The sequence below is a fragment of the Pseudomonas sp. PS02303 genome, from assembly GCF_029959925.1.
Taxonomy (GTDB): Bacteria; Pseudomonadota; Gammaproteobacteria; order Pseudomonadales; family Pseudomonadaceae; genus Aquipseudomonas; species Aquipseudomonas mandelii.
Window position 1 is genome coordinate 17,005 of sequence record NZ_JASCOM010000051.1, and the last position, 16,989, is coordinate 33,993.

The following is a 16,989-nucleotide window of genomic DNA, read 5'->3' on the forward strand; positions in this document are numbered from 1 at the left end:
GTTTTGCTCCTCAGTGCTTCACGCCATTCAGGCTTTCAGACAGGCTGGCCATCAGCGCCTGATGCGCCTTGCTGGCAGCCTCGACCATCGCCGGGCTCATGTGTTTGGTGGTGATCAGGGTAAGGGTGTGTTGCCGCCATACTGGAACCAGTACGGTGACTGTCTCTCGGAAGCGATCGAGCATGTCGAGGGCTTGGGCGCGGCTCAGCTTCATCTGGCTAACGCTCAGTTCGTGTGAGGCCAGAAGTGTTGCCAAGTTGGCGAGCTTTCGCGCCAGCCGCTCTCGCGGCCGATCAAACTCGATCTCCCCCTCCGCTACCGTCCCGATGAGAGGGTTCTCTTCGAGGAATTCGCGCCCGGCCTGGATGAACACTTTCAGTGCTTCCGCCTCTTCGGCGTGGGCAACGATCATTCTGCTGATGGCACTGACCGTATCGCGTACACCTTGGGCGTGTCCTTCAGCTTCGGCCAGTAGCTGTTCCAGTGTTGACCGGGCGACTTGATAGCGAACCTGCTTTTCCACGGCTCCGCCCAGAACCTTCTCGAACCAGGTCGGCTTCCGGGTAATCTGCTCCGGCGAGGCGTCGGCCATTTTCGAGAGGATTTCTGCGATTTTGGCCGCAAGCGCTGCCGCCGACCCGCTCTCCATGAGATCTGATAGTTGATCGATTTTGGCAGAGCTATCCGCTACGCCCCCGTACTCGCCGAGGCGAGCCGGGAAAGCAAACAACTCAGGGAGTACCTGCTGTTTGAGGTGGTCGATGTTGACCACTGAATGAGTCATGGCGGAAAATTTCTCCTTGGATTTGTTGGAGATCGTACCTGCCGTATTCCTTGGCGGGTTGTTATTTCAGACGCTTTTACCGACTGAAAGCGCAGCTCGAAGTCTTTGTATCGCGATCTCGAAATAACCCAAACCTCCCCGAGTCGCTTCAAAATGGCGCGAATAATCGCCTCATTTCCCTAGCTATGCGAGTTTCGACCTGAAGTCATTCAGGGGGTAGGTAGAGCGCAACCAGTGGCACGCATAGGCGAACGGCTCCCCGCATGTGCAGAGTGGTCGGCGAATGGACAATCCGGTCAAGCAGCCACGCCCACGATTTGACGAGCCGTTCTTCAGGAGGTGTTGAATCCTCCAGGTGCTGCTTGAATTCGGCGAACTTTGCGTGGCTATGCTCGAAAACGCCGGTCTGCCGGCAGATTTCGGCCAGGGCCCGGATGTCGTCACCGTTCTCAATCAGCGTCGAGCGCATGTCTGAGTCGTCTTGATCCATCGTGGAAAGCAGGTCGGTCATCATGCGGTCGATCAATCGCGACTCGTCTTGCTGGGGATCGTTGGTGTCTGGCATAGCTGTCTCCTTTGACTTGTTCGAAATCGGTTTTACCGGAGACTTCAAGAATCCCAAGCATGCGAGAAGACGAGACATTTCCACCAATGCCCTGCCGCGCGAGCACCCGCAAGCAACTGGCTGCGACCTGCGAGTTTTGCGGACAGATGAGTTTTGGTTTTGCGGCAGCGGACTGTGGGTGTGTCCTGAGCCAGCTCTTCCTGGAAGGGAAGAAGTCTGCATACCCCGGACGAGGCAGGCCGCGGGCCTCGAAATCAAGGGCTGCATCGTCAAAACGGTGACTTTCTCATCGCGGCAAGACAGCAAAAAGCCCAGCACTTCTGCTGGGCTTTTTGCTGTTCAGGGCGCTTGCTAGAACAACCTCGAATCAGGGGTGAAAAGCTCAACCTGAATAGTCGCGCTCTGTGCTTCTGGGTGCCGAGGGTTGAACAGGTAGTTCACCGTGCTCGGTATGATAGCGCTGGGCACTGGCAGTAGCAGTGCGTTGCACTCATCAAGGAACTGGTTACCAATGCCTCTGGTGAGCTCGGTCTCTGCCGACCAACCAGCCGGCAAAGTGGGCATCTGGGCTTGTGATACAGAGTCAGGCACTTCGATACGGAGAAGCTGCATCGTCGCCGGAAAATCCTCTGGATCAATTTCCAGATGAACAAGCACCTCGAGCATTGCTCCCGGCGGGCTGGTCGCGGTGTAGACGACCGGTCTGCCGGCCTGGTGCCAACGGCCGCTCACGCGCAAGCCGCCTGTCCCGCTCAAGTCAGCATATGAGCTGATCCGCCACAGAATCACAGAGCGAAGCCTTCGGCGATTTGCAGCAGCATCTCTTCAACCTGGCTTGTGCCTTGCTGAGTTGTGAGCAGTTGCATGGGCGTCAACCCAGAGAATCGTTCCTTGGGCTTGGAGAGCCATCGCTTGGCCTTGTCGGCGTCCCCAAAAATAGCCTCAGCCATCGCGGTGATGTGCGCCGATCGGAAGAGCCGGTCGCTTTCCTCGACAGTGAGGGGCTGATCGCGCTCGATCCGGTTTTTCAGGGTGCGCAGCGGGATAATCTGGTCTCGCTCCAGCGGGGTAACCACCCCCTCTTCAGTGAGCCTCATTAACCGCGCTGCGGAAAAGCCATGGCTGATTCTGGTGTGAATCTCGAAGTCGCTGGCAGACTCTGGGATCTCCAGCAGTATTTGTAAGCGCGCACGGTAAGCTGAATACCCGTGGTCGCGTAGGACTTCAGCAAGCATGATGGTTCTCCTGTCCGGCGTTTCCCGGTTAGTATGCGGGAAACGCCGGAGGATGCAAGCTTACCGTTTGGGTGGCCCGGCTGGCGGTCGCCTGCCGGTAGAGATGTGGCGGTCACTTTCAACCCATCCAGGATGATGCTCGAGGAGCGCCTTTGGTGGGTCAGCCTACTGGCTGCGTTGGCCAAACATGTCTGCTTGTTGGTTCGCTGGATCTGTTTTCGGCGTGTTGAGCGGGTGGCCTAGCTGCCGGCGCACCTCGGCGAGCCACGCCTTGTAGGGAGTGTTTTTTCGTTCTCCCCACGGGTATGCCTCGGCCAGCGCCTTTCGGAGGGCCTGCTGGTCGCTTCGCCCTACGCGGCGAATTACCTCCCCAACAATTGGTGCTGCGCGATCTGCCCAGGACATGCTGATCCCCTTAACTTGTTCTCAACACGGCAGCATAGGCGCGCAGCACCTCACCGCGAAGCGCGCGATCCAGCTTCACAAGCCCCAAGGCAACACCGTAGAAGCCGCCCTCGGGCGCAGGCTCAATCTCGACACCAGGGAAGTTGGACACGAAGGCCATAAAGCCCACCTCGAACTCATCAGCGCCTTTGGCGGCACGGAGCAGGGTAAGGTCGTCGGTTGCGGCTACTTGCTCAAGAGCGCTGGCCAAGTAGTTTCGCCACATGCGGCTGTCATCACCGCCAGGCATCAGGGCTGCAATCTGTGCCGCGATACTCAATTTCTGCTCAGTCATTTCGGTTTCCCTAGCTTCGGGTGGTGTTCAGCTCAGTTGTCCAGCAGCCGGCGACAATCTTCGGTCATGACTCGAACCTGCTCGCGTAAGTCCATCATTTCATGTTCGCGGATTACCCTCGGGTGCAACTCGCGCAGGCGGTCATTGATACGATCTGCCGTGTGTAATAAAGCTGGCAGGTCGATAGCCTCGATCAGTGTCGAGATATCGCGATGCAGCTCGGCCAAGGCGGCTACCCGAGCCTGTAAGTGGGTCACCATCGCGGAGTCTAGTTTGATCAAGGGCATGGTCCATTTTCCTAGGTCAGATTTCGGTACTACCGATCCACTGGCCACCCAAGTAGCCATCGGCGCCGTCAGGAGTAACCGCTTCATGCTCTACAGCAGTGGCTACCAGCTGCGCATGCGTCCACCCGGACTCAGGCGCTGGCACCGTGACAAGCACGTCGCCGGCGAGCGAGCGGATTTCAAACGCTGAGTGCATTACCACACTCAAGATATCCGGCTCACCAGCTTCTTGTTCGGTCACAAGGTGCAACATGGCGGGTTTCCTCAAACACCTTCTATCTTGGAGTCCAGTTGAGCTTTTGCAGCCGCCGCGATGCGGTCTACGCCTTCTTGCCCAAGGATTTCCAAGGCAGTCGGCATCAGAGCAAAGGGATCATTACTTACGCCTGTGGCCATCAGGTGCTCACTGAGTTTATTGGCCTGAGCAATGTGCTCTACGAAGTAATCGACACAGCCATGGACACCATTGTTTTCAGCGACTTTGCAGATCGTTTCGGCATGATCGCCGTTGAGCACAAAGAATACGCGCTCGCGCAGGACGATAGCTGTCGTATCACTGCCATAGTCGCCGCTACGCGGGTTGTAACTGACGTGAACGTCAGAGCCAAAGCTTCGCGTTACGTTGGGGGAAGGCGAATGCGTAACTGGGCAGAAGCTGCTCTTCATCCCTGTGGACTTCTTCGAGAGTACGGATTGCATGACGTTTTCCTTGAGAGGCAGTCTCGGGTTTGAGGCTTTCAGCATCGCACGAGATTTAGAGAACCCAAGAACGCATGCTTTCGATGAAGGCGCTCAGGACTTGGCCGGGAAAGGAGGGATATTTCTTCCTTTCGGATCAGCCGCAGCATTCCACGACCACCACCCTGCCCCGCCGTACTCCCGATTGTACCAAGCCGTTTTGACGGCCTTCCGTTCCAGGTAGGCAGGTGTGCTCATGCCGAACACTTCCAGGGGGTAGTCCTTACCCGTGTCCAAAAGCCAGAAGTCAGGGAAAACCTCACTTTCATCAGCGTCGTAGCGAAGAGGTTTATCGAAGCTGCGGCCAGCGGCGTGGAGCATGGCCTCAATCACCCCTTCGTAATCTGAGTCGACAGGAATCCAACGCTCACTGACCTGCATCAGGGCCAGCTCAACGACATCTGCTTGCGAAAACGACTCGCCCTTCCGCGGCGTAACCTGAGCGATGGCGATAACTCGACTTCCGCGCTTCCAGGCGGAAAGTTCTCTCTCGAATCTGCGGGCGGCGGTTGCCCAGGCTGCCGGGGGCAAATTCAGCATGGGCATCCCGAAGGGCCCGGCCAGAGGCAATCTGCTGATGTCTCCAGAATGGCGTTCAGGGTTATAGCGGGCCAGCGGCGATATCGCGACGAGCCGGAGATCTCGAGTCATCGCCGCCTTGGCGATCGCCTGGTTGCGAGCCGCCCCCTTGCTGTCCTTTTGTGCAGCCAACAGCAGCACTTCGCTCAACTTCATTCGGCTTGCGGCTACACGTTCAGCAGCTTGCAGAAGCGCGTAGTTCACAATGCCACTGTTGCGCTTGCCCTCCATTGCTGGATACCAGGTAGAGAGTCGAGACTCAGACCAAAGCAGGTGCAGAAGCCCAAGCAACGTCATAGCCGGCTTGCTCTTTCCGGGCGATCTTGTCACCGAGGTGCTTTCGCTTTCCTCGGATCGAGGGGCCTGGACTCGAATGCCTCGAGCCAGGCGCACGCGAATGCTGCCATCTTCGCCCTCCTCCACTACGCCAACGGCATACCCTTGCATACCGGAACGCTCCGGGGCCGGCGCGTAGTACCGACAATCGTTTGAGTGCTCATGACCTGTACCGGCGAACCGCGCCAGGTGAAAACCATCGCTATCTTCACGTCGCTTGATCGAGAGTTTTCGGGAACCGCTGCTTGGGCACTGGCAAATTGCATGAGTGCCGTAGGCCTTCTCCAAAACGATTTTCCAGTTTTTTGCGTACTGCTGATCGGTCTGGAACTCCGGCGAGTAACGTTTCCCAGAGATCAGTACGGGATATCGACGGTTGAGCATGATCTTTTCTCTCCTGATTCGGGTCAGGCAATCGCCCGCTGCCGGCGGGCATAGGCTGCTTCAGCACGGTTTGCTTCGATCTGTATATGCAGCTTGACCAGCAACTCATATCCGGACTTGGGGCTCATGAGCGCAATACCGAACAATTCGTCTGCTGGAATGCTCCCGCACTCCCCATGAAACCGGCCCTTTCGCTCAATCATGGAAAATATCCCTTCGAGGTATCCGGTCTCAACGGCCTCAGCAGAAAGGCTGGGGTTTTTCAGGTCGAAGATCTCTCCGGTTGGCCACGCCAGCCCATCAAGTGGGGGGAGGTTTTCCAGCGCCCAGTGACCAGTACGCATGACTGCACGCGCTATCTCGTAATGTTCCTGGTCAGTCTGATACCAGCTATCGACGGAAAGGAGCTGGTGGCGGGCCTGGTCAAGGCATTCGAGCTGCTTGGCGCGTGTAGCGCGCTCATCATCAGAAAGGCTGTCGAAGCCATCGATCCATACAGGGAGGATACGCAGCGCCTCCCATCGCAGCAGGCATCGCATCAGGGACGAGCGGGTACCGCTCATGACTACCTCGCCTGGTTCCAGTAGCTGATTGTGGCTGTTGTGCAGGCCGACGATGCAGTTTGCATGGAGCCAGCGGTTTCTCTGGATGAAGTCGTGAATCGCTTCAGGCTCGTGCTCAAGCGGATCTACGCCGTCGGGGATGCTGAATGCCTTGGGCGAGAGAGTGACCATTTGTCGGTCAGCGGAGTACGCCCTCATTTTGCCGAGGGCGCAGAGACTGCGGATTTTCATGAGAGCGAATCCTCCTGGTGTATTCGATCAGGAGGCTATCGCGGGAGGAGGAGAAGGAGATTCGTTTTCAGGACGCTGGAGCGTCGGAATTACTCACGTTGTCTTGCGGGCGGTACTCAGGCAAGCCGCAACCACCAAGCAGCTGGGGACGCTGACGAATAAATTCACCGTACCAGTGCTGACGGTGAACTTCATCGGAATGGTCGGGCCAGGCACCATGCACCATCCGATAGATCCGCATGAGGTAGTCGTCTTGCGTGGCCATGTGGCTGACGTGCCACGGGCATTCTGTGAATAGATTCGTTTGAGATTGGATCTGCTCAACCACCTCTCGATGTTCATCCAGTCGCTTGGAGATGTTTCGAGCAAACTGGAGTTGATCCCTAACAACTGCCACCCGAATGAAGCCCAAACGCTGGGCGATTGCATCGATCATCATTCTTTTCCTACTGAAGAGGGAGTATCGGGAGCCCGCAGAATTCGGGAAAATTCGTACGCTAAGGTTTTCGCGAGCCAAGGTTGGCTGGGTTTTCAATGACTTAGCGAACCATGGCTAGCGCCGGGCCTTTTCAAACGCGGCCGTGACGGTCTTGGCCAGCGAATCCATCATCGCCTTGCGCTGATTGAAGCGGCCATCAGGCAAATCGATGACCTCATAGGAGACGTGACTGCCGCCGAGCTGCGCAGGTTGCAGCACGATCCGTCCCAGCTCGCCCAGGGTGTCGTGACGCAGGTTGAAAGCAAACCGGCCACCTTCCAGCAGCTCACGCTCAGCCTTGATCTCTTTCGGAAACATAACGACCTCACACTTGGGATTTGAATGTCCAGGTCTCGCGAGTAATCGCGGCGATGGTGACGGCTAGAGCCTCGGACGGGCCGTCCGCGATCAGGCAGCGCTGCCAGGGCTCCGGCTCCATCGCCGGGGCCTTCGACTGCACGCGCACGGTGATGTACGCCTTGAAGCTCGGTGGCAATTCTTCTGCCTTGGCATCCCATTCAAGCCGGGAAGGCACTCCGCCATAGCGCAACTCAAGCAAACGCTTGGCGTCATCCAACCTCTGTGTTGGCTTCAGGCCCTGCGCCTGGGCCTGCATGCCGAGCAGCTTCATCACCTTGTGATCGAGGAAGTCAGAGCCAGTCCGGTTCTCGGGGCGCTGAAGTTCCTTGATCAGATCGCCCATGGCCCAGCGCACGTCGATGTGCGGTGAGCAGCGTTCAGTTGTGGCTTCCCGCACCGCCCACTCTTCACCGTTTGGTCGCTGAGCCCAGTACCACTTCTCAGTTTCGGTACGCTCGAAGTCTGGTTCCCAAGCTCCTTGGGAGCTCAGGCTTGGAGTGCTCGCGTCAACCAGCACCTGTACAGCGCCGCCCAGCGCGAAACCCGCGACGATGAACATCAATACCGTCTGGCTCATCTCAGCACTGCTCGCCGAGGATAAGAACTGCCGCAGGCCCTCGTAATCGCCCATGGCCCAAACCATCAGACCGTAGAGCGGCATCATGGGAGCGAGTTTCGCTCCACCGACCATTGCCTGCTGAACGTATGGGCCAATAAACGGCCGATCAGCACTGTCCTTTTTCCGAGTCAGGATGCTGCTTACTGTTGTACGCACCCGTTGCATCTTGAGTCCCCACATTGCACCAACTTCCTTCAAATTCGGCCCGTCAGGTATTTTTTCACATAGAAAATGTCACTAGGCATGTTCCAAACCAATGCCGTGCATCAGAAGGCCATCCATTGTCAGTGTCTGACGGTCTGACTGTATCCTCTATTGGAGGAGCAAGAATTGCGCCTTTCCTACGGGCTCAGCCCCGAAGAACGGGGCTGGGATGTTGCGGGATTTTTTACCTATTCCAATGCGCTCCGACCAGTGCGGTCAGCCAATTCATTTCGGACAGCCTGGAGCTCGGCGACTTGGATCTCCACGCTATCCAGGGACGCATGCGGCGAGCCGCTTAGCAGCTTACGAATCAGCGAGCTGGCTTTGGCCGAACTGTTCAAGGCACGCTGCTCAAGGTCTTTTATTTCGCGGTTCAGATGGCCCGATGAATGGCGGCCGGGATCGTTACTCATCGCCCTTTCAGGACAGACTGGTGCGATAGTTGGTGAGCGCATCCGCTGCTATCTGGGCAAGCTCGGAGTCGCGATCCATGATGCCTGTGGAGCCAGTTGCGATTTTCCCTAGGGCCTCGAGCAGCCCGGCAATCGCAGGGTTAGCGCGCAGCTTCTCCACCTCCTCCAACGCCATAGTCACATTCATGAATCCCAACGCCTTGGCTTTGCCCCATACCTCGTCGTACAGCTCGGCTTTGTAGCTCAGGCCAGAAATTACGCGCTCGGCGTCGGATTTGAACACCAGGGCATCATCGTTGATTGCATTGTCGAAGTTGATCCGATCGCTGCGGGTTTCGATGTAGGTCGTCTCTTCGTCGTAGCTCATCACTTCGATGGTGGCTACGACTTCAAGCTCCGGTTGGGCTTCGCTGGTTTGCTTGCTCATTACGCTTCCCTTGATCAGTTGATGTGGCCAGCATCCCATGGGTTGAAAAACTCCCAACCACGGACGGCTGGTGGATGAGCCAGAACGCCACGTCCGGCTCAACTGAGCAGGGTGATCAGCTCCGGAATTTCACCGGCTGTGTTCTGAGCTCGCGTACCACCACTGTTCCGGCGAGCTTGTCGTGCCACCCCTGCTTACGGCGATCGAATGCCGCCCAGAAGAAGCCAAGTCCCAGCGGTAGGGTCGACACTACATAGCCGAGGTACCGGCCGATGCACTGTCGAACGCTTGCGGTGTTGCCGCTTTCAGCGTCGAGCACCCGCAATTTCAGCGCCATCTTCCCCGGCGTAGCCTGGAGACGACGCCACAGAACTACCGTCAGGATCGCTGGCAGGACAAAGTTGATTGCTAAATCCGCTGGCCCTTGGATCAGCTTGTCGCTGCTGAAATAGCCCGTGCCATAGATCATCATCAGGAGCGGCAGGGAAACCAGGGTGAAAAGGATGCCGTCAACAATGCACGCCCCTGTTCTCGCCCAGAAACCCGCGTATTCAAGTTGTTCGTTCTGCATGAAAAATATTCCCTGTGATTGGTTGGCAAGCCACTTTGGCTTGGCCTGATGCTATCGGGCTGGGAACTAGGCCGGGCGCGTTTTCACGCTGGTTTTGTGCCTGAAATGGAGGTCGTCCAACAGCCTGTTGGACAAATTCGGCCCGGCTATTGGAGTTGGGTTTTCTGCGGACGCATTCACCCTGAAGGCTATCCAGTTCAATCGAGTCATTTGCATGAGCCAGAAAAACTCCAAAGAGCCACTGACCTTCACCGCTCGCTTGGTGAACTCCCATCACGGTTTTCAGGATTTCGATATCGACGGGCATCCTGTGGTGCGGCGTGCCTGTGTTCCGAATTCGATCAAGAAGGGCGAGCACTTCAACGTCTATCACGGGGAAAGCTCGAAGTCGGGCGCTGTATGGACAGGGACGCTCGGTGACTCCCTCCGCAAATTTGCGCTCATCTGAGGGGTGCCTATGTGTTTCCCTCGTAAACCCAGTCTTGGCCGGTACAGCGCGACCAAGGCTGATTGGTGTCGGTGCTACCGGCAAGCCCGCATTGCTGCTGGCAGCGGCTTAGCTCCCGACCCGAAGTCATCTGGTATCGCCTGGAAGGCCCAGCTCATCGTCGCTTTTGAACGCCGAGGCCACGATCCTCTGGCGTATCCCGTCCAGTGTCGGCTCAATGCTCATCGGATCATCAATGAAATTCGAGCCGAAGAAATCTCCCTGGAACATGTGAAGGACTGACCTATGACCCTCTATTTCGAGTGGATCGGAAGCCTCTGTGGCGTCCTCGGCGCGCTGATGATCTCCACCAATACCCGTGTTTCTCCGTGGGGATGGTGGCTATTCCTCGTGTCGAGCTTGAGCCTCTGCTGCTACGCCGTTCTCGCGCAGGCCTGGGGATTGTTGCTGCTGAATGGTTGTTTCGTTGCTACGAACATTACCGGGCTGATCCGCTGGTGGTACCCCGCTGTGTCGGCCATGCGTTCAACTTGCCATGCAGGCGTCAAGGGGTAGGCCGCTTGCTCGACCTTCGGCAGAGTGCGTGCTTGACGGCTTGGGTTTTGCGGAATGGTCGGCATGCTGGGGGGCATTCGTCACTGGGAGCCACCACATGCAACTATTCAACCCGATCCACAAGGCAGAGCTGATCTCTATCGTCGAAGAAGCGTCAGCAAAAGCAGCGAAGAATGCGGGTGTTGTCCAGGAGTTGGTTTTCCCGCACATCTACTTCGTTCTCAGCAAACGCCTCAGCGTGGTAGACGGGGCATCGGCTACTGCGGAGGCCAAAGATTCTGCTCTGTTGGCTGCTCTCACTGAGGCAAAAAAAGCGCTTCAGGATTGCGTGTCGGTGATGAGCAACGACTTGGGGGGCTTAAAGCTGATACAGCCAGAGTTGGCGAGTGCGCGCCAAGCATTGGCGGCAGTCGATGCGGTGCTTGTTGTTCAGTGACCCTCTGTTTCGATTGAAAACAAAAAGCCCGGCTCTAGACCGGGCTTTTTGCTACCTGCAATATGCAATTCGTCAGCGCTATATTTTCGAGAACATTATGGCTATCGGCTTCATTATCTGGATACCCCAGTCGAAAAGCTCGAATCGAAGTAGGCCCAGCAGGCAGGTGATAAAGAATCCCACCACGATCCCTACCAGGAAGACCGAGTACAAAGTTCCAACGCCTGGGCTACTGGATTCGCCCCCCTCTCTTTCCCCTCCCCAGTTCGGAACTTTGATGCGAAGCCGCTCGCGACGGAAATCTTTTGGGTTGTAGTAGGCATCCTTTACCGGATCGTTCTCTGAGCGGTCTGTCTGATTCCCTTCGCGGGCGCGTTGCCTCGCTCGCTCCTGCATGTACTCCCTATCGTCCAGTCCCACATACGTCTCCTACAGTTTTCCGAGAAACGAAAGCAACCCAACCACGGAGCCAGCCAACGTCGATACAGAAAAGGTCAAATCCCGCATTGCCCTGCGTTTCTTGTCGATCCTTCGCGCCAGCAATGCTCCGAACAATGCGCCAGCGAGCGAGCACCCAACGAACATGAAGATTTTCGCGTGGAATTCGGCTATTGCTGCGGCCACATAGGGTGGGAGCGAAGATTGAGCCAGCGCTGACGCCGGTGCAGCCAGTATCAGCAAAACGGCAGAGAAAAATTTCATTGGCTTGAGCGTCCACCTGTCTCTGAATGTGGGGCCAATTTTCGCTCGGAGCGTGCGCTCATTTTGCTGTTTTCACGCAACGTTTTCGTCGGATTTAATGGGCCGCTACTACTTGGGTTTTCCAGAAAGTGGGGGAAGCTGAACTCATAGCAAACACGGAGTTTAGCCAAGTGAATCAGCAAGTAGCCCAAGTCCTCCCCCTCGGCCGTATCCGCCGCAACCCGCAAATCGACCCGCGTAAAGGCCGGAAGAAGTCCGCTTATGAGCAACTGGTACGTTCGATCAGCGCTAAAGGCATCATCCAGCCGATTCTGGTCAGGCCTGTAAGCGATGACCCGAACTACGACCATGAGGTGGTCGCTGGCAACCGGCGCTGGACTGCGGCCCACGATGCGGGCTTGATCGAGGTTCCCGCCCTGATCCGCGCTATGAGCGATCAGGAAGCGCGGTTGATTGCTGCGCTGGAGAACCAGGTGCGGGCTGACCTGACGCCAATCGAAGAAGCCCAGCATGCCGTAATTTTGCTGGAGGACATGGCCAACGACCACTTGGCGGTGATGAAGGCCTTGGATTGGTCTAGAACCAAGCTCGACAGCCGCCTGCTGCTCGCCCATGCCTGTGATGCGGTGGCCGATGCCCTGCTGGAGGAGCAAATCAAGATTGGCCACGCTGAATTGCTGTGTCGTCTCCCTGCCCCCGATCAGGCGGGCATTCTGTCGAAGATCATCGAGAAGAATTATTCCGTCGAGCAGACCAGGGCGCGCCTGCTGGAGTTGACTCGGGACGTTTCGACTGCACGCTTTGACACCACCGAATGCCGGAGCTGCATCCACAACTCGGGCGCGAATGCCGATTTGTTCGAGGCAAGCCTTGGGGCGTCTCGCTGCCAGAACTCTGTCTGCTGGAACCGGAAAACCGAGCAGCTAATTTCTGTTCGGTTGATCGAGGCGCAGGAGGAGCACGCGGTGGTTCATAGCGAGCTGAATCTCGCGAAGGACTCATACGTGAAGCTCGTCGCACGGGGCGAGGATGGTGTGGGAGAGCAACAGGCAGCGGCGTGCGCTACCTGTGCAAGCTTCGGCGCAGTGGTCATGGTGTCGAGGGGGCGCGAAGGCGACGTGATCGGCGGCATGTGCTTCAACAAGCCTTGCCACAAGGAGAAAACCGCCGCCTACAAAACCGCCCTGGCCACCGTAACGAACACAGCACCAGCCACCGTTGCCGGGGGCGCTGTTGGAGCAGCCCCGGCCAAGCCGAAGGCCGCAAGCGCAAAGCCCACCCAGGTGAAGAAGTCGCTACGCCGTGAAGCCTTCGACCTTTACGCCCGCATGAGCAAGCAAGTCGTGCTCAATGACCGCTCGCTAGCGCTGGCAGTGGCCATCGTCAGCATGTATTTCGAGATGCGCAGCGAACTCAAGAGCGAGCTGCGGGCACAGATGGAAAAGGCCATGGGTGTCACAAGCGCCCTGATGACCACGGCTCGCGCCGATGCTGAAATTCGGCTTGCGCAACTCGGGGAGGAAAAACTCCTCACGTTCATGGGCAGCATGGCTGCCGCCTCGCTATTCCGCACAGATAGCGCTGACGCATTCGAGAAATCCGTGTCGGGTGCTCAGTCGCTCAAGTTTATGGAGTACGCCAACGTCGATCCGGCCAAAGGATTCGTGATGAACGAGAGCTACCTCAAGGCTCAGGTCAAGGCGGGCATTATCGAAGATTGCAAGCGTTCAGGCTTTGCCGCCGCCTACAACGAGGCGAAGGGCGAAAAGGCCTTTGAGGGGCTGGCCACCGGCAAGGCCAGCGCTCTGATCGACGCCATCCTAGCCTTCAAAGAGTTCAGCTGGTTGGGTTATTTGCCGCCTGCGTTACAACTATCGGCACAGGGCGGGAAGAACCCCGTTCACCAGCAATCCGAACCGACCCAAGCCTGACAGGGAACATCATCATGCAATCAACTTTTTTTGGGTATACGGATTTAATGGTTGATGGGGCACCTTCACCCCATCAATCTGATACCACCCTCAGATGGTTGATAGATCGACTCCGTAGTTGAGTTCCTCTGCGAAGTCCGGCAGTCCGTAACCGATGGTTTTCTTGTAGAAAGGAGAGACCTTCGCAGTCGGTGCCTTCTTCTTGTGCTTCGTGGTGTAGAGCATTCGTGCCCGCATCACCTCGAAGGAGTAACCGCGCCCTTCACGGTTCTTGTCCTTGGCCAGTCGGTTGATGGACTCCGTGTAAGCGTTGGTGACGGGCATGTCCGTCTCGAAGTAGGTCATGGTCTCTTCGCGCCAGTTTCCCACTGCCCTGACCAGATCGCTCCAGACTTCCTTTTGGCCCTTCGGGATGGTGGCTATCCACTCGTCCAGGGCGGCTTCTGCCTGGAGCCGTGTGGTGGCGTCCCAGATGCCGTAGAAGCGCTCCTTGTGCTCGTAGGCGGCCAGCAGTTGCGGGAACGCGCCTGTCCAGGTCTCCATGATGAGGCGCTCCCGGTCTGAGACTTCGTGAGCGCGTTTCAGCAGGATTTTCCGGTCTCCCTTGAGAGTCCGGCTCTGGGACGGTTTCAGCTCCTTTCTGAGGCCCTTGCGCACTCTCTCTAGGGCATCGTTGGCCATGCGCACCACATGGAACTTATCGACCACGATACGGGCCTGGGGCAGCACAGCCTTGACCGCTGCCCGGTAGGGGTTCCACATGTCCATGCTGACGATCTCGACCTTCTGCCGGTCTTTCAGCTTCATCAGGTAGTTGGTCACCACGTCCTGGCGGCGGGTGGCCAGCAGGTCGAGCAGGGTTCGCTCCTCAATGTTGGTCAGAATGCAGCGGTAGCGCTTGTTCAGGTATAGCTCGTCAATGCCCAGGATGCGGGGCGTCTCGAAGCGGTGCCAGCGCCCCAGGAACTCGGCGCGGGCGTTGAAGATGTCGCGCACCGTCTTCTCGTCCAGGCCGGTCTGTGCCGCCACAAAGGTGTAGGGGTGGTTGAAGGATTCCTTCTCCACGTACTCATGCAGCCGCAGTGTCATACGGAATCCGTCCACCATCTCCGGTAGCTGGGGCCTGAATGTTGTCTTGCAGGCCCGGCAGGTGTATCGGCGGCGGACCACCCAGAGAGTGACCCGCTTGCCGTGGATGGGCAGATCACGATAGGGAACGTCACGCTTGCCGAACCGTACGAACTCACCCTGCACGCCGCATTCCTCGCAGGCGATGGGATCGGGCACGTCCACCTGGAAGTGCATTTCGTCGTCGGTTGATTTGCAGCCCAGTACTTGGTATTGCGGCAGGTGAAGGATGTTGTCGGGAAGTTCGGTCATGGTGTTGTATAGGCGTAGGTGTCAGTCAGATCCATCCGACTCGGCATTGGTGTTTGCTTTTTTACCCAACAAGCTGCTGGAAACGAAAAGTAAGGCACCGAGGACAATTGCAATATCAGCCAGGTTGAAGGCCGGCCAATGCCAGTCTCGCCAATAGAAATCAAAGGAATCCACAACATAGCCGCGAAAGACCCGGTCAATCAGGTTGCCCATGGCGCCACCGAGGATAAGACTGTAAGCGATGGCTTCTCCTTTATGACGATTTTCAAGGATCAGCTTGATCAGAAAAATCGAGACCACTACCGCGATTCCGATAAAAAAGTAGCGCTGCCAGCCTCCACCATTCGCAAAAAGACTGAATGCGGCACCGGTGTTCCATAGGTGCACCCAGTTAAAGAACGGGGTCACCGAAACATACTCGCCATAGGCCATTGATTGCTGCACCAGCCACTTTACAGCCTGATCAGACGCTGCCAGCAGGCCCGATATGGACAATAGGGCATACGGCGAGAGCTTTTTGCCAATAATGAGCATTATTTAACCCTTCAACGCCAAAATGCGTCTGGCACCGTTAAGTACAATGCCCCCCGCGATGGTGCCGATAATCAGATCCGGATAATTGGAACCGGTCCACGCGACCAGGGCGCCGGCGGTGATGACCCCCAGGTTGATCACCACGTCGTTGGCCGAGAATATCCAGCTTGCCTTCATGTGCGCCCCGCCTTCCCGATGTTTGGATATGAGCAGCAGACAACTGGTATTGGCAATCAATGCGACGAATGCGATAGCCATCATCACCAGCGATTCAGGCTCACTACCGAATACAAAGCGTCTCACCACCTCTACGAGCACGCCCACAGCCAAGATCAGTTGCAGTACACCAGCAAGATGCGCGGCACGTACCTGCATTTTCACGCTATGTCCAACCGCATAAAGGGCAAGCCCGTACACCGCCGCATCGGCAAAATTGTCCAGGGATTCTCCAATCAGGCCGGTGGACCGGGCGATCAGACCGGCAGTCATTTCCACCACGAACAGAAGTGCATTGATGCCGAGCAACCAGCGCAGGGTCCCGGATTCTTGCTTAGCAGAAGCTGCCGAAAACTCGGCGGCCTTGATGGTCTCCGGATTTGCAGCGACGGTTTCCTGAAGCGAGGCGCCTAGCCCCAAGGTCTTCAGTTTCGAGGTGACGGGCTCGACCTCGCCGTCATGCACGACCTTCAGCCGGCGGTTCGACAAGTCGAAGGACAGCGCCCGAATCTCCTCAAAGCCGTTCAGGGCTAGGCGAATCATTCGTTCTTCTGATGGACAGTCCATCTTCGGCACGGCATAAACACTGACCCATCTCCCTGGCGCCTCGGAGGAGGCCTGTATATCGGTATCCGCTGCGGACGTTGCATCACCGCCACAGGCGCCACCACAGGATTTGCTCATGATTCGACTCCACTTGAACAATGTTGTGGTACCATTTAAAACTATAAAGCTACTATAAGGTCAATAGAGTAAAGAATCCGTTGGGGAGGAGGCTGATGCGCATTGGTCAGTTGGCGCAGTTGGTAGGGGTCGAAACACAGACGATCCGCTTCTATGAACAGCAGGGCTTGTTGCCGCCGCCTGATCGGCAGGACAACGGTTACCGTGTCTATACCGAGAAGCATGGTGAGGGGCTGGCCTTCATCCGTCGCTGCAGAATCCTGGGCCTGTCACTGGCTGAGATTCACGAACTACAGAGCTATGAGGACGACCCTCATCAGCCTTGTACCGCCGTCAACGCCTTGCTCGATGATCACATCTCTCATGTGCGGTCGCAGATAACCGCTCTGCAAGCGCTTGAGAAACAACTCGTTTCACTGAGAGCGAGTTGCAACGATGACCGGGAAGTTGAGGCGTGTGGGGTTCTTGCTGGAATTAGCGAAGGAAACATGCACCAGCAGTAGGTGAAGCATCAACCAGATAATCCGATGAGATGCCGGTCTGTCTCACTCTCATGCAAAGGTAAGATCAACCATTTAATCCGCTTACCC

Annotated in this window: 26 protein-coding genes; 5 read left to right on the forward strand and 21 right to left on the reverse strand. The window is 57.0% G+C overall.

From position 1 onward, the window contains the following. Window positions 1–10: 10 nt before the first annotated feature. The 16 genes from QMX98_RS14310 to QMX98_RS14385 all read right to left on the reverse strand — a co-directional run bounded on the left by QMX98_RS14310 (window position 11) and on the right by QMX98_RS14385 (window position 9,513). The gene (locus QMX98_RS14310) at window positions 11–784 is read right to left on the reverse strand and encodes a tellurite resistance protein (protein WP_011600753.1); all 774 of its coding nucleotides are present in this window, start codon (window positions 782–784) and stop codon (window positions 11–13) included. 205 nt (window positions 785–989) lie between these two features. Further along, window positions 990–1,349 carry a hypothetical protein gene (locus QMX98_RS14315; protein ID WP_016502323.1) on the reverse strand — a complete coding sequence of 120 codons (360 nt, stop codon included), beginning with the start codon at window positions 1,347–1,349 and terminating at the stop codon, window positions 990–992. A 351-nt stretch (window positions 1,350–1,700) separates the two neighbouring features. Further along, entirely contained in the window at window positions 1,701–2,138 is a 438-nt protein-coding gene (locus tag QMX98_RS14320) for an RES family NAD+ phosphorylase (RefSeq protein ID WP_011078034.1), read from the reverse strand. After that, the gene (locus tag QMX98_RS14325; protein WP_011078033.1) at window positions 2,135–2,584 is read right to left on the reverse strand and encodes an antitoxin Xre/MbcA/ParS toxin-binding domain-containing protein; all 450 of its coding nucleotides are present in this window, start codon (window positions 2,582–2,584) and stop codon (window positions 2,135–2,137) included. Before QMX98_RS14325 ends, QMX98_RS14320 begins: the two co-directional genes overlap by 4 nt. A gap of 415 nt (window positions 2,585–2,999) precedes the next feature. Further along, window positions 3,000–3,323 carry a hypothetical protein gene (locus QMX98_RS14330; protein ID WP_047296954.1) on the reverse strand — a complete coding sequence of 108 codons (324 nt, stop codon included), beginning with the start codon at window positions 3,321–3,323 and terminating at the stop codon, window positions 3,000–3,002. Window positions 3,324–3,355: 32 nt separating this feature from the next. Continuing rightward, entirely contained in the window at window positions 3,356–3,610 is a 255-nt protein-coding gene (locus QMX98_RS14335) for a hypothetical protein (protein WP_047296953.1), read from the reverse strand. Between the two features lie 16 nt (window positions 3,611–3,626). Beyond that, a complete protein-coding gene (locus tag QMX98_RS14340) occupies window positions 3,627–3,863 on the reverse strand; it encodes a hypothetical protein (protein ID WP_047296951.1) in 237 nt (78 codons plus the stop codon). An 11-nt stretch (window positions 3,864–3,874) separates the two neighbouring features. Next, window positions 3,875–4,309, reverse strand: a complete 435-nt coding sequence (locus QMX98_RS14345) for a hypothetical protein (protein WP_047296950.1) — start codon at window positions 4,307–4,309, stop codon at window positions 3,875–3,877. A gap of 93 nt (window positions 4,310–4,402) precedes the next feature. Further along, a complete protein-coding gene (locus QMX98_RS14350; protein WP_124097871.1) occupies window positions 4,403–5,647 on the reverse strand; it encodes a DUF1173 family protein in 1,245 nt (414 codons plus the stop codon). 23 nt (window positions 5,648–5,670) lie between these two features. Beyond that, window positions 5,671–6,441 (reverse strand): hypothetical protein, encoded by a 771-nt coding sequence (locus QMX98_RS14355; protein ID WP_084341315.1) that lies wholly within the window; start codon window positions 6,439–6,441, stop codon window positions 5,671–5,673. 67 nt (window positions 6,442–6,508) lie between these two features. Next, window positions 6,509–6,877 carry a hypothetical protein gene (locus QMX98_RS14360; protein WP_033039696.1) on the reverse strand — a complete coding sequence of 123 codons (369 nt, stop codon included), beginning with the start codon at window positions 6,875–6,877 and terminating at the stop codon, window positions 6,509–6,511. Window positions 6,878–6,994: 117 nt separating this feature from the next. Next, complete coding sequence (locus QMX98_RS14365; RefSeq protein ID WP_033039694.1) at window positions 6,995–7,237, reverse strand: hypothetical protein; 243 nt, start codon at window positions 7,235–7,237, stop codon at window positions 6,995–6,997. A gap of 7 nt (window positions 7,238–7,244) precedes the next feature. Continuing rightward, window positions 7,245–8,078 carry a hypothetical protein gene (locus tag QMX98_RS14370; RefSeq protein WP_084341314.1) on the reverse strand — a complete coding sequence of 278 codons (834 nt, stop codon included), beginning with the start codon at window positions 8,076–8,078 and terminating at the stop codon, window positions 7,245–7,247. A gap of 212 nt (window positions 8,079–8,290) precedes the next feature. Further along, entirely contained in the window at window positions 8,291–8,515 is a 225-nt protein-coding gene (locus QMX98_RS14375; protein ID WP_084341313.1) for a hypothetical protein, read from the reverse strand. 7 nt (window positions 8,516–8,522) lie between these two features. Then, window positions 8,523–8,942 carry a hypothetical protein gene (locus QMX98_RS14380; RefSeq protein WP_084341312.1) on the reverse strand — a complete coding sequence of 140 codons (420 nt, stop codon included), beginning with the start codon at window positions 8,940–8,942 and terminating at the stop codon, window positions 8,523–8,525. A 115-nt stretch (window positions 8,943–9,057) separates the two neighbouring features. Next, complete coding sequence (locus QMX98_RS14385; protein ID WP_083377966.1) at window positions 9,058–9,513, reverse strand: RDD family protein; 456 nt, start codon at window positions 9,511–9,513, stop codon at window positions 9,058–9,060. Window positions 9,514–9,727: 214 nt separating this feature from the next. Here QMX98_RS14385 and QMX98_RS14390 point away from each other — a divergent pair, with 214 nt between their 5' ends. From QMX98_RS14390 to QMX98_RS14400, 3 genes are all read left to right on the forward strand, one after another. Further along, window positions 9,728–9,961 carry a hypothetical protein gene (locus QMX98_RS14390; RefSeq protein ID WP_096079078.1) on the forward strand — a complete coding sequence of 78 codons (234 nt, stop codon included), beginning with the start codon at window positions 9,728–9,730 and terminating at the stop codon, window positions 9,959–9,961. A gap of 285 nt (window positions 9,962–10,246) precedes the next feature. Further along, window positions 10,247–10,516 (forward strand): nicotinamide mononucleotide transporter, encoded by a 270-nt coding sequence (locus QMX98_RS14395; protein WP_078459335.1) that lies wholly within the window; start codon window positions 10,247–10,249, stop codon window positions 10,514–10,516. Between the two features lie 97 nt (window positions 10,517–10,613). Then, the gene (locus QMX98_RS14400) at window positions 10,614–10,952 is read left to right on the forward strand and encodes a hypothetical protein (RefSeq protein ID WP_128655765.1); all 339 of its coding nucleotides are present in this window, start codon (window positions 10,614–10,616) and stop codon (window positions 10,950–10,952) included. A gap of 78 nt (window positions 10,953–11,030) precedes the next feature. On the opposite strand, the gene QMX98_RS14405 is transcribed toward QMX98_RS14400, so the two are convergent. Together QMX98_RS14405 and QMX98_RS14410 are read right to left on the reverse strand one after the other, a co-directional pair. Next, window positions 11,031–11,372 (reverse strand): hypothetical protein, encoded by a 342-nt coding sequence (locus QMX98_RS14405; RefSeq protein ID WP_128655763.1) that lies wholly within the window; start codon window positions 11,370–11,372, stop codon window positions 11,031–11,033. Window positions 11,373–11,381: 9 nt separating this feature from the next. After that, window positions 11,382–11,654 carry a hypothetical protein gene (locus QMX98_RS14410; protein ID WP_033039663.1) on the reverse strand — a complete coding sequence of 91 codons (273 nt, stop codon included), beginning with the start codon at window positions 11,652–11,654 and terminating at the stop codon, window positions 11,382–11,384. 170 nt (window positions 11,655–11,824) lie between these two features. Between QMX98_RS14410 and QMX98_RS14415 the strand changes: the two genes are divergently transcribed. Then, the gene (locus QMX98_RS14415; RefSeq protein ID WP_128655761.1) at window positions 11,825–13,585 is read left to right on the forward strand and encodes a PRTRC system ParB family protein; all 1,761 of its coding nucleotides are present in this window, start codon (window positions 11,825–11,827) and stop codon (window positions 13,583–13,585) included. A 90-nt stretch (window positions 13,586–13,675) separates the two neighbouring features. On the opposite strand, the gene QMX98_RS14420 is transcribed toward QMX98_RS14415, so the two are convergent. Genes QMX98_RS14420 through QMX98_RS14430 form a run of 3 tightly spaced genes read right to left on the reverse strand, consistent with a single transcriptional unit; the run spans window position 13,676 to window position 16,399 of the window. Continuing rightward, window positions 13,676–14,965 (reverse strand): ISL3-like element ISPpu12 family transposase, encoded by a 1,290-nt coding sequence (locus tag QMX98_RS14420; protein WP_004574636.1) that lies wholly within the window; start codon window positions 14,963–14,965, stop codon window positions 13,676–13,678. Window positions 14,966–14,986: 21 nt separating this feature from the next. Next, window positions 14,987–15,499: a signal peptidase II gene (lspA, locus tag QMX98_RS14425; RefSeq protein WP_003821921.1), complete on the reverse strand. Its 513-nt coding sequence runs from the start codon at window positions 15,497–15,499 to the stop codon at window positions 14,987–14,989. A 3-nt stretch (window positions 15,500–15,502) separates the two neighbouring features. Then, the gene (locus tag QMX98_RS14430) at window positions 15,503–16,399 is read right to left on the reverse strand and encodes a cation transporter (protein WP_004364974.1); all 897 of its coding nucleotides are present in this window, start codon (window positions 16,397–16,399) and stop codon (window positions 15,503–15,505) included. 95 nt (window positions 16,400–16,494) lie between these two features. Here QMX98_RS14430 and cadR point away from each other — a divergent pair, with 95 nt between their 5' ends. Next, window positions 16,495–16,902: a Cd(II)/Pb(II)-responsive transcriptional regulator gene (gene cadR / locus QMX98_RS14435; protein ID WP_009403731.1), complete on the forward strand. Its 408-nt coding sequence runs from the start codon at window positions 16,495–16,497 to the stop codon at window positions 16,900–16,902. Window positions 16,903–16,989: the final 87 nt, after the last annotated feature.